General features: G+C 67.9%; 13 protein-coding genes. 7 read left to right on the forward strand and 6 right to left on the reverse strand.

Features of this window, described 5'->3' with window-relative positions:
- Positions 1–276: 276 nt before the first annotated feature.
- A complete protein-coding gene (locus AC5L3C_RS00215) occupies positions 277–420 on the reverse strand; it encodes a hypothetical protein (protein WP_493646212.1) in 144 nt (47 codons plus the stop codon).
- 425 nt (positions 421–845) lie between these two features.
- On the opposite strand from AC5L3C_RS00215, the gene proS reads away from it, so the two are divergent.
- The 3 genes from proS to AC5L3C_RS00230 all read left to right on the forward strand — a co-directional run bounded on the left by proS (position 846) and on the right by AC5L3C_RS00230 (position 3,242).
- Complete coding sequence (proS, locus tag AC5L3C_RS00220) at positions 846–2,258, forward strand: proline--tRNA ligase (RefSeq protein ID WP_493646213.1); 1,413 nt, start codon at positions 846–848, stop codon at positions 2,256–2,258.
- Between the two features lie 261 nt (positions 2,259–2,519).
- Positions 2,520–2,699: a hypothetical protein gene (locus tag AC5L3C_RS00225; protein WP_493646214.1), complete on the forward strand. Its 180-nt coding sequence runs from the start codon at positions 2,520–2,522 to the stop codon at positions 2,697–2,699.
- Positions 2,700–2,747: 48 nt separating this feature from the next.
- On the forward strand, positions 2,748–3,242 hold the full coding sequence (locus AC5L3C_RS00230) for a hypothetical protein (protein ID WP_493646215.1): 495 nt from the start codon (positions 2,748–2,750) through the stop codon (positions 3,240–3,242).
- A 200-nt stretch (positions 3,243–3,442) separates the two neighbouring features.
- Here AC5L3C_RS00230 and AC5L3C_RS00235 read toward each other — a convergent pair whose 3' ends face one another.
- Positions 3,443–4,465, reverse strand: a complete 1,023-nt coding sequence (locus AC5L3C_RS00235; protein WP_493646216.1) for a carboxylesterase family protein — start codon at positions 4,463–4,465, stop codon at positions 3,443–3,445.
- 388 nt (positions 4,466–4,853) lie between these two features.
- Between AC5L3C_RS00235 and AC5L3C_RS00240 the strand changes: the two genes are divergently transcribed.
- The 3 genes from AC5L3C_RS00240 to AC5L3C_RS00250 are packed head-to-tail and all read left to right on the forward strand — an operon-like array spanning position 4,854 to position 8,576.
- Entirely contained in the window at positions 4,854–6,107 is a 1,254-nt protein-coding gene (locus AC5L3C_RS00240; RefSeq protein WP_493646217.1) for an IS256 family transposase, read from the forward strand.
- A 40-nt stretch (positions 6,108–6,147) separates the two neighbouring features.
- On the forward strand, positions 6,148–7,788 hold the full coding sequence (locus tag AC5L3C_RS00245) for an amidohydrolase (protein WP_493646218.1): 1,641 nt from the start codon (positions 6,148–6,150) through the stop codon (positions 7,786–7,788).
- Positions 7,785–8,576 carry an IS5 family transposase gene (locus AC5L3C_RS00250; protein ID WP_472094517.1) on the forward strand — a complete coding sequence of 264 codons (792 nt, stop codon included), beginning with the start codon at positions 7,785–7,787 and terminating at the stop codon, positions 8,574–8,576. The genes AC5L3C_RS00245 and AC5L3C_RS00250 overlap by 4 nt, the downstream gene beginning before the upstream one ends.
- Here the strand turns inward: AC5L3C_RS00250 and AC5L3C_RS00255 are convergent.
- The 3 genes from AC5L3C_RS00255 to AC5L3C_RS00265 form a co-directional block, all read right to left on the reverse strand.
- The gene (locus AC5L3C_RS00255; protein WP_472094515.1) at positions 8,533–9,069 is read right to left on the reverse strand and encodes a hypothetical protein; all 537 of its coding nucleotides are present in this window, start codon (positions 9,067–9,069) and stop codon (positions 8,533–8,535) included. The genes AC5L3C_RS00250 and AC5L3C_RS00255 overlap by 44 nt on opposite strands.
- Positions 9,070–9,334: 265 nt before the next feature.
- Positions 9,335–10,564, reverse strand: coding sequence for an amidase family protein (locus AC5L3C_RS00260; protein WP_493653700.1), 1,230 nt, complete (start codon positions 10,562–10,564; stop codon positions 9,335–9,337).
- 160 nt (positions 10,565–10,724) lie between these two features.
- Positions 10,725–12,221: a sodium:solute symporter family protein gene (locus AC5L3C_RS00265; RefSeq protein WP_493646219.1), complete on the reverse strand. Its 1,497-nt coding sequence runs from the start codon at positions 12,219–12,221 to the stop codon at positions 10,725–10,727.
- A 261-nt stretch (positions 12,222–12,482) separates the two neighbouring features.
- On the opposite strand from AC5L3C_RS00265, the gene AC5L3C_RS00270 reads away from it, so the two are divergent.
- Positions 12,483–13,526, forward strand: coding sequence for a LacI family DNA-binding transcriptional regulator (locus tag AC5L3C_RS00270; protein WP_493646220.1), 1,044 nt, complete (start codon positions 12,483–12,485; stop codon positions 13,524–13,526).
- 122 nt (positions 13,527–13,648) lie between these two features.
- On the opposite strand, the gene AC5L3C_RS00275 is transcribed toward AC5L3C_RS00270, so the two are convergent.
- Positions 13,649–14,962, reverse strand: coding sequence for an MFS transporter (locus AC5L3C_RS00275; RefSeq protein ID WP_493646221.1), 1,314 nt, complete (start codon positions 14,960–14,962; stop codon positions 13,649–13,651).
- Positions 14,963–15,229 lie beyond the last annotated feature (267 nt).

Here is a 15,229-nt window from a genome sequence, read left to right on the forward strand (position 1 = left end):
AAGGCGGCGGTGCAGGAGCAACTGGCGCAACCGGTCGGCCGTCCCGGTGCCCGGATCACCGAGGCACGGACCTGTGCTCGGCGAGGTCCCGGTGGATGGTTTCCTCCAGGAGGCGCTCGGGTTTTCGTCCTGTGCGAAGAGCTATGGTCTGAAGGGCTGTCAGGATCGCCTCCCGTGCCTCCTGCTCCTCGATGTACGAGACACCACTGGCACCGTCTTCTCCACCGTCACGGCAGGAGATCAGGGGCAGGCGGCTGCTCGAACATCGCCATGGGACTACTCGCAGTAGGCGGCGCTCTCCGCATCCGCCCGGTAGTGGGACCCGATCGCCATCTCGTCCAGCGTGATGTCCATCGGGGTACCGAACGTGGTGATCGTCGAGAACAGCCGCAGCTTTCGTCCGTCGAAGCGATGAGTCATCGGCATCACCACTTCGCATCCGACCGATCGGCTCGACACGTGCTCGGAATTGGGCTCCAGCAGTTCCTCATAGAGCGCAGTGAGCTCAGCGTCGGGAGCAACAGCATGCTGAGGCCTGATCCGGAAACGGGAACACCACACGCACATCGGCCAGGTTGACGACCAGAGCCAGAGGAGCAAACCCGCACGCCGGCTCCCGTGGCGAGATCATCCATGCGAGTCGAACTGGCACGGGATCACCCAGTCGGCAACAAACCGAAGGCGACCACAAACGGCCCGTGGAATGTCCGTGGGTCAACGGTGCGTAGCTCTGGCCCCAGGGCGCTTCCTGCATGCGCATGTGTGGCCGCTGACCGGCCGGCGTCCCGGCGTGGGGGGAGTAATCGGGTCGCGTCCTGCCGGAGCCGCGTCCTACTGTGCGCGTCATGGCAAAGGCACCCGTTCTCACACCCCGGGCGGACGACTTCCCCCGCTGGTACCAGGACCTGGTCGGCAAAGCAGAACTGGCCGACAACGGGCCGGTGCGCGGCACCATGGTCATCCGACCGTACGGCTACGGCCTGTGGGAGCGGATGCAGCAGGAGATGGACGCCCGGATCAAGGCGGCCGGCGCGCAGAACGCGTACTTTCCGCTGTTCATCCCGCAGTCGTACCTGACGAAGGAGGCCGAGCACGTCGAGGGCTTCGCGCCCGAACTGGCCGTAGTCACTCATGGCGGCGGCAAGGAGCTGGACGAGCCCGTCGTCGTCCGCCCCACGTCCGAGACGATCGTCAACGACTGTTTCTCCAAGTGGGTGCAGAGCTACCGCGACCTTCCGCTGCTGATCAACCAGTGGGCGAACGTGGTCCGCTGGGAGCTGAGGCCGCGCGTGTTCCTCCGTACGACGGAATTCCTGTGGCAGGAGGGGCACACGGCACACGCCACCTACGAGGATGCCCGGGACTACGCCGCTCGCATCCATCAGGACGTGTACGCCGACTTCTTGGAGAACGTCCTCGCCATGGACGCCGTAGCGGGACGCAAGACGGTCAGGGAACGGTTCGCCGGCGCGATCAACACGCTCACTCTGGAAGGCATGATGGGCGACGGCAAGGCCCTCCAGCTGACCACAAGCCACGAACTGGGTCAGAACTTCGCCAAGGCGTTCGAGACGCGCTACCTGTCGAAGGACGGCCGTGAGGAATACGTCTGGCAGACGTCGTGGGGTTCCACGACCCGCATGGTCGGCGCGCTCGTGATGATGCACGGCGACGACGACGGCCTGCGCATCCCGCCGCGTCTGGCCCCGGTTCAGGTGGTCGTCGTGGCCGTCAAGGGCGACGACGCGGTCCTGGACACGGTCCGCGGGATCGGTGACCGGCTGAAGACGGCTGGTATCCGCGTCCACGTCGACGACCGCACCGACACGCCGTTCGGCCGCCGCGCGGTCGACTGGGAGCTCAAGGGGGTGCCGGTACGCATCGAGGTCGGGCCACGTGACGTGGAGAACGGGACTGCGGTGCTGGTCCGCCGCGTAGCGGGAAGCAAGGAGCCGAAGCCGATCGGAGCGCTGTCCGAGATCCTGCCCACGGTACTGGAGGACGACCAGGCGCTTCTGCTGGCACAGTCCCGTAAGCGCCGCGACGAGCGCACCGTCGAGGTGACCACGGTCGAGGAGGCCGCGGAGGCCGCGAGCACCGGCTGGGCGCGCATCGCCTGGGAAACGCTGGGTGTGGAGGGTGAGGCCAGACTCGCCGGACAGGGCGTCACCGTGCGGTGCTTGGTCGCCGCGGACGGTTCCGTTGCCGAGAGCGACAACCAGCCCGGCAACGTCGCCGTCGTGGCACGCGCCTATTGACCCCGGAGCAACCGCTGCCGCTGCTCCGCCTGCTTACCGCGGGCGGACCGGCGGCCTCACGGCACGGGGCCGCTCGGGGGGCGCCCTCGTGATCGTGCCCCACACCGACGGAGCACCACTCACCGAACTGATCGACGGGGTTCGAGATCGTCGCCGGAATGCAGCCGCAGGCGACGCCTACGGCGGTTTGGTCCCGGAGTTCTTCCGGTTCGGGCCGATGCGGAATGACTTCCTGCCGGCGAATGGGGATGCCGGCCCCTCATGGCCTCCGTCACCGCGACGGCCGACTTCGTGACCTGGGACGCCTTTGAGCAACCGCACCGCAAGGCCCGTGACCATGCGGCATTCGGTCCGTTCCAGTTCCGCTGTCACCCCTACGATGAGGCCTTGCAAGTGTTGAGCACGGTGATCAGCTCCGCCGTCGACGGCACATGGGCATGAGCGTCACCAGGCGCGGCCTGCCGGGGCTGAGGGACGGGGAGACGGTTCATGGACAGGTTCGAGACGGAGAGTCTGGCGCTCATGCCCGGCCAGAAGGTGCAGGCCAAAATCCTCAGCCATCAGCCGTGGGGTGTGCTCGTTGAGATCGTTGGTTACGACAACGCTGGTCTGTCGGCCTCTATCGACATGATCCAGCAGTTCTCCCGGACAACGAACAGCCATGACGAACTCCTCGCGCTCTTTCCACCCGTAGGTTCACAGATTGATGCAGTGATCCAGCAAATCCACCGCTGGCATCCGCCGGTATCCGTGCGGCTCACCATACGACCTGCCGACCTGGAGTCGCTGATCTGGAGTTGCGACTTCTGTGGTGAACCGGTCAATTTGAGCCCAGGTGGAGACGCCCTCGTCCTGGACTCGCGCAGCAGCGACGGCCCAGGGAGCCACACCATCATCTCCCACCGGGGCTGCCTGGCGGATCGCATCCGCCCGGAGAACAGCGGAGAGCGGGCGCGAGCAATGAAGATCGGGAAAAGGTGCTGAAAGTCGTGAGGCCCGCGCCAACCGGTATGGATGAGCTCACCAGCTCATTCGGCAGCATCACATGATGGTCCGCAGAAGTGCCCAGGCCACATCGCCCCGGACCGGATCGTCCGGGGCATGCCCATCTCCACAGTCGCACCGAGCTTCGCCCACCTACGAGCGACACACAGCACGTGCGGCGCGACAACTATCCCGACCGGTCACAGCACTGGGTACAACGGGTCGAACCTGATGTTCCGCCAAGGGGCGCGGAAGGGGGACGTGTCGTCGCCGGTCAGGTCGTCCCGAGGGACCGCCCAAGACCTGACCGGCGTGGTTGTGGCGGTGACGGGCGGCCAGCCCGGATCGGCGGTGGCGGCGAAGCCGGCCCAGGAGCGGAGCATGCGCCGGGAGAGGGCGTGATCGAGCTCATCGGGCGGGCCGCCGGTGAGGAATTCGGCGCCGAGAGCGTCCAGGTTGCCGAACGCGAAGGGGATGTCCGCGTTGTGCCAGGGCCGGGCGTCTGCGCGCCTGCGGGCGAAGCGGGCCAGATAGGACCGGCCGCCCGCTTTCGCATGGTGCTCGGCGAGGCGGGTGGTGTACTCGCCGAACTTCGCGTCGCCGAACATCGAGAGGTAGCGGTCGAGCACCGGTGCGCCGGGCATGGACGTCCGGTAGTCGTTGACCAAGGTGGCCGGCAGGCGCAGGGCTTTGGCGAACTCTTCCAGTTCTGCCTCGCTGGTGACTTCCCGGACGGCTCCGACCGCGTGGAGGAACCAGCATTCCTCCAACGTGTGGCATGCGAGTAGGTCCACGTCTCGTGCCGCTCCGGAGGCGATCAGGCGGAGCGGGTCCGCAGGCAGGACCTCACCGTCGACGACGGGTTGGAAGATCACCGGGTCATAGGCATGGATCGCCGCCACGGGGACGGCCCTGCACTGGGCGGCGACCTTGTCGGAGGCGGCCACAAGAGCCAGGGGCGGTAGGGACAGCAGCCCCTCCGCCGTCGGTGCGACGCCGGCCTTCGCGGCGATCCGCTCGGCGACCGCCGCCGCGAGCTCGACCGTGTAGAAGGCATTGGGCACGCTGTGGGCAATGGCCCGCCGGAACAGGCGCTTGCCTGCCGGTCGAGGCCGCTGTGCGGCAGTCTCACCGCGAGCGCTCCGTCCGCGGTCTCCAGGGAAGGGGAGCGGGCCTCTGCTGGTCGCAACCTCACATCCTCGAACTGCTCGACCACACGACACAGCGCTGGCTGCGGCCCGGGTTCCTGCGCCATGCCTCAGCAGTCGCCGACATCAATCTGCTTGCCTACGCGTTGGTCCAGGCGCGTCGGTCCAGGGAGGCGGCCACTGCTCTGCACGGTGCATCGGGCCTGGCCACGAAGTGGCCGTGGCGGTACGACGGTGACCCGATCGAGCTCTGCACCCGTCACAGGAAATGACCTCTCAGAGGGCTCGACGGCGCGCCCCGCCGATGTACTGCGCACACCTGTTGCGGAGAGCAATGTTCAAGACCTGTGGATCGGCCTCGGGAGGGGTGCCTCGCGGAATGCGGAGGGCGTACCTTCCCGAGTGATCGACTGATGGTCATCGAGTAGGCCCGCGTTGCAGCGCGGGTCGGGAAGGCACGCCCGTGCTCAGCGTAGTCAACGACGAGGGATCCACCGAGACCGGCTCCTTGATGGACGACATCGTCCGTGAGGGCGCCCGGCGGATGCTCGCCGCCGCCCTGGAAGCCGAAGTCAACCAGTACATAGCCGAGTTGGCCGGTCAACGCGACGAGAACGGCCGCCGCCTGGTGGTCCGCAACGGCCACCACCGCGAACGGACCGTGACCACTGCCGCCGGCCCGGTCCAGGTGCGGGCGCCCCGGGTCAACGACAAGCGTGTCGACACGGAGACGGGCGAGCGCAAGCGGTTCTCGTCGAAGATCCTGGCGCCGTGGTGTCGGAAATCCCCGAAGGTCAGCGAGGTCCTGCCCCTGCTCTACCTGCACGGACTGTCCTCGGGCGACTTCGTGCCCGCGATGGAGCAGTTCCTCGGCTCAGCGGCCGGGCTCTCGCCGGCCACGGTGACCCGGCTGACGAAGCAGTGGCAGGACGACCACGCCGCCTTCCAGGCCCGTGACCTGTCCGGATCCGACTATGTCTACGTGTGGGCCGACGGTGTCCACCCCAAGGTCCGCCTCGGCCAGGTGCACTCCTGCGTCCTGGTCCTCATGGGCGTCCGCCTGGACGGCACCAAGGAACTCATCGCGCTCGCCGAGGGCCTGCGCGAGTCGACCGAGTCGTGGGCGGACCTGCTGCGCGACTGCCGGCGGCGTGGCATGCGCGACCCCGAGCTCGTGGTCGGCGACGGTGCGATGGGCCTGTGGCGGGCGCTGGCAGAGGTGTTTCCGCAGGCCAGACAGCAGAGGTGCTGGGTTCACAAAACCCGCAACGTGATCAACGCCCTGCCGAAGTCGGCTCAGCCCGGCGCCAAGAAGGCCCTGCAGGAGATCTACAACGCCGAGGACCGCGGCCATGCCATGAAGGCGGTCAAGGACTTCGAGCGGTCCTACGTCGCGAAGTGGCCCAAGGCCGTCAAGAAGATCACCGACGACGTCGACGAACTCCTCGCGTTCTACGACTTCCCGGCGGAACACTGGGTGCACCTGCGCACAACAAATCCGATCGAGTCAACCTTCAGCACGGTGAAGCTCCGGACCAAGGTCACCCGCGGAGCAGGCAGCGCGGCCGCCGCCCTGGCGATGGTGTTCAAACTCGCCGAGTCCGCCCAGGCCCGATGGCGTGCGATCACCGCACCCCAACTCGTCGCCCTCGTCCGCGCCGGCGCCCGCTTCGAGAACGGTCACCTCATCGAACGCCCCGAGGCCGCCGCGGCCTGAACAACCCCGCTGATCCACAACTCTTGACAATTACTCCACGGTGGAGCAGGTGTACGACGCTGTCGCCCGCCAAGCGGCGGCGCTGCCCGCCCACGCGTGGATCGTCGGATCCGGCTACGACGACACCGTCATGGGCCGCCATCCCCACCGCCTGGGGCTGGACCGGGCCTCCGGCGGGCGGCCGGTGTGGCTGAAGCACCGCTCCGGACACATGTGCGCTGTCAGCAGCGAGGTCCTGCGGCTGGCCAACGTCCTCGACGGCTCGGCCGAAGAGCCCGACGGCGGCGTCGTCGTGCGGGACAAAAACGGCTCGCCGACCGGGGTGCTGCAGGAACGCGCCCAGAGCCTCGTGTCGGCGCTCGTCCTGCCCTGTCCGGTGGCCGATCTCGTGGATGCCGTCTCCCGCGCCGGCGCCGTCTACGTGGCGGAGGGAATCACCCACGTCGTCGAGGCCGGGATCGGCCTCGGTCTCATCGGCCGGAGCCCGGTCGAGGCAGCTGCCTACCAGCTGGCCCGCGACCGCGGCGTCCTGCCTCTCCGGGCGGAGCTCATGGTGGCCGCCGACAACCTGCATGCGCTGCACGCGCACGCCGACGACGGCATCACCACGGGAATCGACCTGGGACTGCACAGTGGGTTCGGTGACGACTGGCTGCGGCTCGGGCCGATGAAGATCTGGCTCGACGGATCACTCATAGGCCGCACCGCCGCTGTGTCGGAGCCCTTCTGCGGCCAGCACCACACGAGCGGCGTTTACCAGGACAGCCCCGACGAACTGCGCCGCCGGATCGTGGCCGCCCACCGGGCCGGCTGGCGAGTCGCCGCCCATGCCATCGGCGACAGCGCCGTGGATCTCGCCCTCGACGCATTTGCCGACGCCCAGTCCTCCGCGCCCCGGCCCGGCATACGGCACCGTATCGAGCACTCCGGCGTTGTCCGGCCCGACCAGCTCGACCGCTACGCCGAACTCGGCGTCGTCCCGGTGCCACAGGCGCGCTTCCTCCACGCGGTCGGCGACGCCATGGCTGCGACGCTCGGTCCCGAACGCACTCGGTGGATGTACCGCCAAAGGTCATTCCTGGAGCGGGGTATACGGGTGCCCGGCAGCTCCGACCGACCGGTCGCGCCGGGAGCCCCTCTGCTCGGTATGCAGTCGATGGTGGAACGCCTCAGTTCGGAAGGCGCCGTACTCGGTGCCGACGAGCGGGTAACCGCTGAGCAGGCGTTGCGCGCGTACACCCTCGACGCAGCGTGGGCCAGTCACGACGAGAACACTCGCGGCAGCATCACCCCGGGCAAGTACGCGGATCTCGTACTTCTCTCGGAGGATCCCGTCGAGGTGGAGAGCGCCCGCATCGGCGCCATCGACGTCCTGGCCACCTTCGTGAACGGCGTATGTGTCCATGGCTCAGAAGCCGTTGTCGTACCGTTCTCGGGACTTGGTGATCGAACGGTCGTCCCGATCGGGTGGTCGTGGTGTGCTCGGCGCATGAGAGGAGGGCCTCCTGAACAGCTCGCTGGTGTCGAATCACCGAGCATCAGGAGGCCCTGGTGTCGCAGTCTTGCGTGCCGATGCCTGTGCAGTCCACCGCGGGCACCCGGGAGTGTGACTGTCTGGCTCACCGGTTCGGAAACGCTGCCGACCATGCGCTGCACGAGCGCCGTTACCCGAGTGACATGACGGACGCGGAGTGGGCGGTGGTGCGGCCGCTGCTGCCGGAGCCTGGCTGGATGCGCGGCCGGGGCGGGCAGCCGGAGGCGTACTGCCACCGGGCGATGCTGGACGCCATCGCCTATCTCGTGGACAACGGGATCAAGTGGCGGGCGATGCCGGTCGACTTCCCGCCGTGGGACCGGGTCTACGCGTTCTTCCGCCGCTGGCGCGACCACGGCCTGGTCCGGGAGTTCCACGACCGGCTGCGCGGGCAGGTCCGCGAGAAGGCGGGGCGGGATCCCCGGCCGACGGCCGGGATGATCGATTCGCAGTCGGTCAAGGCGGACGCCGTGGTCGGCGCCGACAGTCGTGGCTTCGACGGCGGGAAGCTGGTCAACGGCCGCAAACGGCACGTCGTGGTCGACACCCTCGGCCTGCTGCTCGGCGTCATGGTCACCGGCGCGGATGCCGGCGACCGGGCCGCTGCCCGCGTCCTGCTGGAACAGGTTGCCGCTGCCCACCACCGCCTGGCCCTCGTCTGGGCCGACGGCGGCTACACCGGCAGCCTCGTCGAGCACTGCCTGGCCACGTTCGCCCTGGTGGTGGCGATCGTCAAGCGCAGCGACAACGTGAAGGGGTTCGTGGTGCTGCCCAAGCGGTGGATCGTCGAGCGTCTGTTCGCGCACCTGATGCGCAGCCGCCGCCTGGCCCGCGATTTCGAGCGCCGTGTCACCAGTGCCGAGGTGATGATCTACTGGTCGATGACCGCCCTCATGATCCGTCGCCTGGCCCGGCCGCACCGGGAGCGAGGGTGAACTGTCCGGGAGTGGGCTCGGCCAGCCAGCCCCGGGCGACCAGGCGTTTCGCCTTCGACCGCAATGCCTCCACCCGTGCCGGCACCACGTCCATGCCGAACCCCGCGGCCATTTCCTGGCACGTCACAGGCCCCTGCTCCAGACGGGCCCGGTCCGCGACTGCTTGAACGATCCGCTGGTAGTCGACCGACAGCACCGACGAGGCCATCCCCGCACGCCACACCGGCACCTGCGATTTCGGCCGGGCCGCATCACGGGATGTCGGCCACCCGCCCGCTTCCCGCGGACCGGCAGCGTCCTGAACGCCGGCACCGGCGGCTCCGTCGGGAGCCAGAACCGTGTCGACTCGCCGCCGGGCGATCAACCACTCCCGCAATTCCTCCTCGGCCGCGGCCAACTCGGCCTGGACGCGGTCGGCTTCCTCACGAAGCCCGTCGACCCGGCGTCGAGCAGCATGTTCCTGTTGTTCCAGCAGTCCGATGATCGAGGGCATTCACGGCCTCCCACGGAACGACAACGTGACAGGCCACTACTTTCACGGACCTACCGCACCCATCCACGACCTGCGGAAACCCACTGATCACACTCGGAAAGACAACAGCTTCTCAGGCACCGTCTTCGACGGTGCCTGAGCCCAAGGTCTCCGCCCCTGGGCGATGCGGCGGGTGGAACAGCTGCCGTGCGGAGGGTTTTCACGGGTGCCGCCCAGGACGTCGAGTCTGCTGGGCTGCACCGCCTTCAGGAGAGCCTTGCGGGGCTCACCCCCGGCCTTCCGGATCCGCAGCCAGCAGCGCCTCCACCGACCAAGCGGTGTGGAGCAGTTCGGCGTCCTGTCCTGGCAGGCCCTCCAACGAGATGCCGACCGGCAGTCCGGCCGTGAAGCCACCGACCGGCAGTGAAATGGACGGTGTGCCGAGGACCGTGGACTGGGTGGTGTTCGCAACGATCGTGCGGAGGAGATCCGTTGTACGGCCGTTGTGGGTGAGTACTCGGTCCTCGCCGGTGACCGGAGCGGTGGTCACGACCGTGGGATAGGCCAAGGCTTCGACACCTGTGGCCGCGAAGACGCGACGGAGGCTTGAGCGCAGCGTGTCGCACAGGCTCTGCATGTGCTCGTATTCGGTGTGGGACACGGGTGACTGTGCTGCCTCGGACACGAGGTCACGCACGTCCGGCGAGGCAATCAGGCCGGCCACTCCCGCGAGGTCGAGTTGTCTGCCGCCCGTGTCCAGCACGCGGTTGAAGTAGGCGGGCAGGAGGCGGGCCTTCTCGTAGTTCAGGATGGCGATGCCGGCCTCGAATACCGCGTCCCGGAGTGCTCCGAGGACAATGGGCACTACTTCTACGCCGTGGTGGGACAAGGTGTCGAGCGCTGCATGGGCTTTCTGTTCGACCACTGGGTCGAGGTCTCGCCACAGGTCCAGTGGCATGCCCAGGCGGCGTGGTGATGCCATGGGGGCGTCGCTGTAGGTGTCTCCGTGGATCACATGGTCGACGGCGATGATGTCGCGGACCGTGTTGGCGAGGATCCCGACGGTGTCCCGGGTCCATGAAACGCTGACGGCCCCGTCGCTCGGGTAGCGGTCGGTCGAGGGGCGGAAGCCCACGATGCCGCAGAAGGCAGCCGGGATGCGGACCGAACCGCCGGTATCCGTACCGAGGGCGAACGGTACGGAACCGGCGGCCACTGCGGCGGCGCTGCCACCGCTGGATCCTCCGGCGGTCCGGACCCTGTCGGCAGGATTGCGCACGGGCCCGAACGTGGGGTTGTTGCTGGTGACGCCCAGGGCCAGCTCATGCATGTTCGTCTTGGCCACGGCAAGGGCGCCGGCGTCCACCAGGCGCCGTACCACTGATGCGCTCTGGACTGGCAGGTTGCGGTCGAGGGAAGGGGTGCCGGCCGTCGTGGGAAGTCCCGCGACGTCGATGTTGTCCTTGACCACGAACGGTACGCCGGCGAGTGGGCCACGCGCCTCCCCCGGCCGCATGGTCGCCCGTGCGGTGAGCGCGCCAAGTGCTTCCGCCGGCTGGAGGAGCTCGGCGATGGTGTCCGGGGAGGTCTCGGTGTGGTTACCGAAGTCGCGACAGGCACTGATCGAGTTCTGATACCGATCGGTTGGGGTCGCACAGCCCTCGAAGGCGCTGGGCTCACACACGCTCGGGCGTCCCCTCGGTCTCGCCTCGGTGAACCTTCCAGAGCTGCTCGATCCGCTCACGCTCACCGAGTGACTGGGGCTTGACCAAGGAGATGAGGACGTAGACGGCGATGTTCACCGCCAGGGCTGCGACTCCGGAGGTCAGACCGGCCAGCCACGGGATCGAGAGGGGGTATATCCCCTGCAATACCGCTGCGGTGATGAAACCGCTGGTCATGGCTGCAACAGCCGCCGGCGCGGTTCCGCGCTTCCAGAAGATGCCGAAGAACAGGGTCGGAGCAAGCTGAACAATCCCCTGGTAGGCGACAAGGGCCCAGGTGATCAGGCCGGTGGTCGCCGAGGCGGTGAAGAACGCGGCGACCGCGCAGATGGCCGTGATGATCGCTACCGACCAGCGTCCCACGGCGGGGTTCTCGATGCGGCGGTGCTGGATCACGCCGATGAAGTCGTTGGCGCTCTGCGCGCCCAGGGCTTGCAGGTTCGCTCCGACGTTGCCCAGAGTCGCGCCGACCACGCAGATCGCTGCGGCCGTCAGCACCACCAGGCCGCCTCGTTCAGCAAGGATGAACCAGACATCATCGGGTGCGGCGGCCACCTCCTTCACGCTGCCGGCGAGGAAGGCGACCATGCACACCGCAGTGCTGAAGACGAAGATGATGGGTGTGGCCTGAAGGGCCGTCCGTCGAATCGTTCTCACGCTGTCTGCGGTGAACAGCCGGACGAAGATGTCGGGCCAGCACCAGCTGCCCGCGGCGCCGGTGAGGACGATCGACAGCGCGTACAGCGGTCCGAGTTCACTGCCCGGGCCGGGCAGGGAGTAGCGTCCGGACGGGACGGCGCCGAAGCCGTGCCCGTTCGTCAGCAGCCAGGTGAGCATGCCGAGTGCGATGACGGTGCCGATGAGGTAGGCGAAGATTCCCTGTACGAGATCGCTGATCATCACACCGCGCATGCCGTACTTGACGGTCCAGATCTGCCGGAATCCGATGACGCCGACGCTGATGATCACTGCCCAGATCGGCCCTACGCGCCCGAAGGACAGGTAGGAGAAGACGAGCCCGAGGGACTGCATGCCCAGGACGATCCACGGGAGAGTCGCCACGATGCCGATCAGTGAGGCCACCACCCGGACGGCTCGGGAGCCGTAGCGCATGCCCAGCAGGTCGGCCTGGGTGCGCAGGTCGAACTTCCGGCCCCAGTCGTGCACCGGCCGCGCCAGCGCGTACATCAGCGCGATGGCCGCCATGGAGTACACGACGAGGTAGAAACCGATCACTCCGCCGCTGGCGGCGAGTCCTGCGAAGGAGATGAACACCGTCCCCGGCAACCAGGTGTTGACGAACGCCATCGTTCCGTAGGTGGCGTTGAAGGAACGCCCCGCCGTGGCGTACTCACTGAAGGTGGCGTCGGGATGGCGTGTCCGCTCCATCACCCAGATGATCAGGGCTATGAAGGCGGCGACGCCTCCGTAGGCCAGCAGCATGTTCATGCGTGACTCCAGTCCCCATATGCCGGAACGTTCCGGCACCTGCCAGAAGTGAATGACCCCTCGCTCACCTCAGGGGTCTTGAGGGGTTCTGGCCTCCGGCGATCGGACATCCGAAACGCTCCTCGGCGAAGTCGCGGAGGGGTGGAAGCGAACCCTGTTGCCGGAACGTTCCGACGCGGTTCAGGCTGCGCTATCCAGCCTCCAGGTGTCAAGGGTCGCTCACGCTCATCAACAAGCGATGACGATTGGTATCGTGCGGTCATGAAGTCCCGTCCGGTGACCATCGTCGATCTTGCGGAGAGTCTCGGGCTCTCCAAGACCACGGTTGCAGATGCACTGAGAGGTTCCGGACGGGTCGCAGCGACGACGCGCCGGCGTGTGAGGGAAGCCGCGCGCGAGTACGGCTACGTGTCGAACCGGGCGGCCCGGCAGCTCAGGACCCGGTCCAGCGGTGCCATAGGGCTCTACATCCCCCCGCAGGTTCGCAGCATGTGGTTCTACATGCCGTTCACCTTCGGCGTTGCCCAGGAGGCGTCGCAGTACGAGAACGACCTCACCCTGATCACGCCGAGAGACGGCGCAGTGGCGCCGGCCCAGCAGCTCGACGGCGTGATGATCGTCGATGCGCTGCCCGGGGACCCTGTGGTCAGCAGCCTCATGGACCTGCCGGTGCCGATCGTCACCGCCGGCCGGATCTCCGACATCCCGGAGGACCGTCTGGCCGGCTTCGTCGAGATCGAGCACGAACGCATGTGCGGGGTCGTGCTCGACGAACTGGAAGGGCTTGGCTTCTCCAACCCCGCGTTGGTGAGTCCCGTCCCCGGCGATCCACTGTCGTGGTCGCACCAGCTGCACGCCGGATACAGGAAATGGTGCAAACGACGGGGCCTGCGTGAGCGCGCGGCCGCCGCGGTCCCCTTCCCGGACAACGCCGAGCTCGCGGCAACCCTGGATGAGATCCTGCGCGACCCGGAGGTCGACGCGATCTTCTTCGCATGGCAGGACATCGCCACCCGGGCGGAAATACAGCTTGAGCATCTCCGCAAGGAAACCGGGCGCAGGGTCGGCATTGCCACAATGGTCAGCTCGATGGACCACTTCTCTCACACCTACGATGCGGTACTGAACCTGCGACCGTACGAATTCGGCCAGGCCACCGCCCGCCTGCTGGAAGAAGTCATCACCAACCCGTCGGACACACTCATCCACAGAATCCATGACGCAGTCCTGGTCTCGTCGGCGGACATGGAGCCGGCCACCATGGGGGTCACTGCTGTGGAGAACGCCCCGGCGAAGCTGCCGTGACACTGTTGTGAGGCTGCTCCGCGGCAGGCTCAGTCCGTACACCCTCAGCTGTCCACCGCGGTGGTGCGGTTCCGGATCGCGGAACGCCGGTGGCCGCCCCTGTGACCGTCGAGGCGCTTGAGTCACGCCGTGAGGATGCCCCGGTTGCAGCGCAGCGTCGCCGCGACGACGGCGATGACGACGGCCGCGATGACGGCCGTCCCTACGACCGAGCCGGTGGCGGCGAAGAGGCCGCCGAAGCAGGCCACGCCCAGCGCCGCACCCACCGCGAGGGCCGTCTCCTGGAGCGCCGCGGCGCGCGCGACGTCCTTCGGCGGGACGCTGCCCAGCAGGTAGGCGTCGCCGGAGGCCATGGAGACACCGACACCGAGGCCGAGAAGGAAACTGGCGGACCACAGGCCGGCAAAGGCGGCCACGATGAGGCCGACGGCGCAGGTGGCCAGGCCGGCCTGGAGCATGTGCACCGCGGTGCAGCGGGCCTGGACCTTGTGGAACGCGAACCCGCCGAGGGAGACCCACAGGGCCAGGACCGAAATCGGCAGGACCGACAGGAGCGAGTCGGCCTCCGCGCTGAACAGAAGGACCGATCCCGTGTAACAGGCGGAACTCACGACGAGCGCGACGGAGGGTGCGCCGAGCCGGGAGAAGCTGAGCATTCCTACGTCGATCAGCGGGTCGCGCGAGCGGAGTTGCCGCGTGCAGAAGACTGCCAGGATCAGGCAGCCCGCGGCCGTGGCGAGGAGGCGCTCGAACGCGGCGCCCTGGCTCTGCAGTCCGGCCACGAAGAGTCCGAAGCCCACGAAGGCGAGGGCGGAGGAGGTGACGTCGGCGTTGGTCGATGAGGCCTGTCCGAGCGTGATGCCGTGCAGCAGCGCGATGGCGAGCGCCGCGCACACCAGAGCAACGGCGGCGGGCAGCCAGAAGAGCACCGTGCAGGCGTCCATGCCGACGAAGACCCGGCCGGTCAGGGGCCCTGCCCCGGCTCCGATGGCGTACGTGGTGATCCACAGGGAGTAGCCGAGGGTGCGTTCCGAGGTCCCGGGCAGTCCGCCGATGACCGAGGCGACGCTGGAGACGATCAGCGCGTAGCCGAATCCCTGGATGAACCGGCTCGCCGTCCACATCGTTGCCGTGTCCAGCAGTGCGGGACTCGCCCCCGCGAGGGCGAAGACGAAGAGGCCGGCCGCCAGGGTGACGCCGGGGCCCAGGCGTGCGCCCAGACGCGAGCCGAGGACGACGCAGGAAGCGAGGGCGATCGTGTACCCGTCGATGAACCACAGGCGCCATGAGTCGGTCAGGACCGGCAGGTCGTAGGCCACGGAGTTGAACAGTGTGGAGTCCACACCGCCCAGGAACATGGGGACCAGCAGCAGCGGGAAGAGGACCTTCTTCGACACGGCGGTGGACCGTGGCGGGGCAAGGACACTTCCGGTCATGGCAGACCTCGTCTCAGTTGGCCTTCATCGGTGAGCGCAGCAGGAGGAGGACCCTTGCGACGACGCCCGGCAGGACTGCCGAACCGCTGCCGGTCTTTCTGTCCGCGAGCCCGGCGCGACGTGCGTGCGCCGCACGGGGGGGGGGGGCCGCAGGGCACTCAGGACCGGCTCCCGAGGGCGTCACGAAGTCCAGGGGTGAACCACCTGAGACGGTTCTATCAGCCGGTGACTCCTGAGGCAACCGGCCTAGCCGGTTCCACGCCCCTG

The sequence above is a fragment of the Streptomyces speibonae genome (assembly GCF_984686075.1).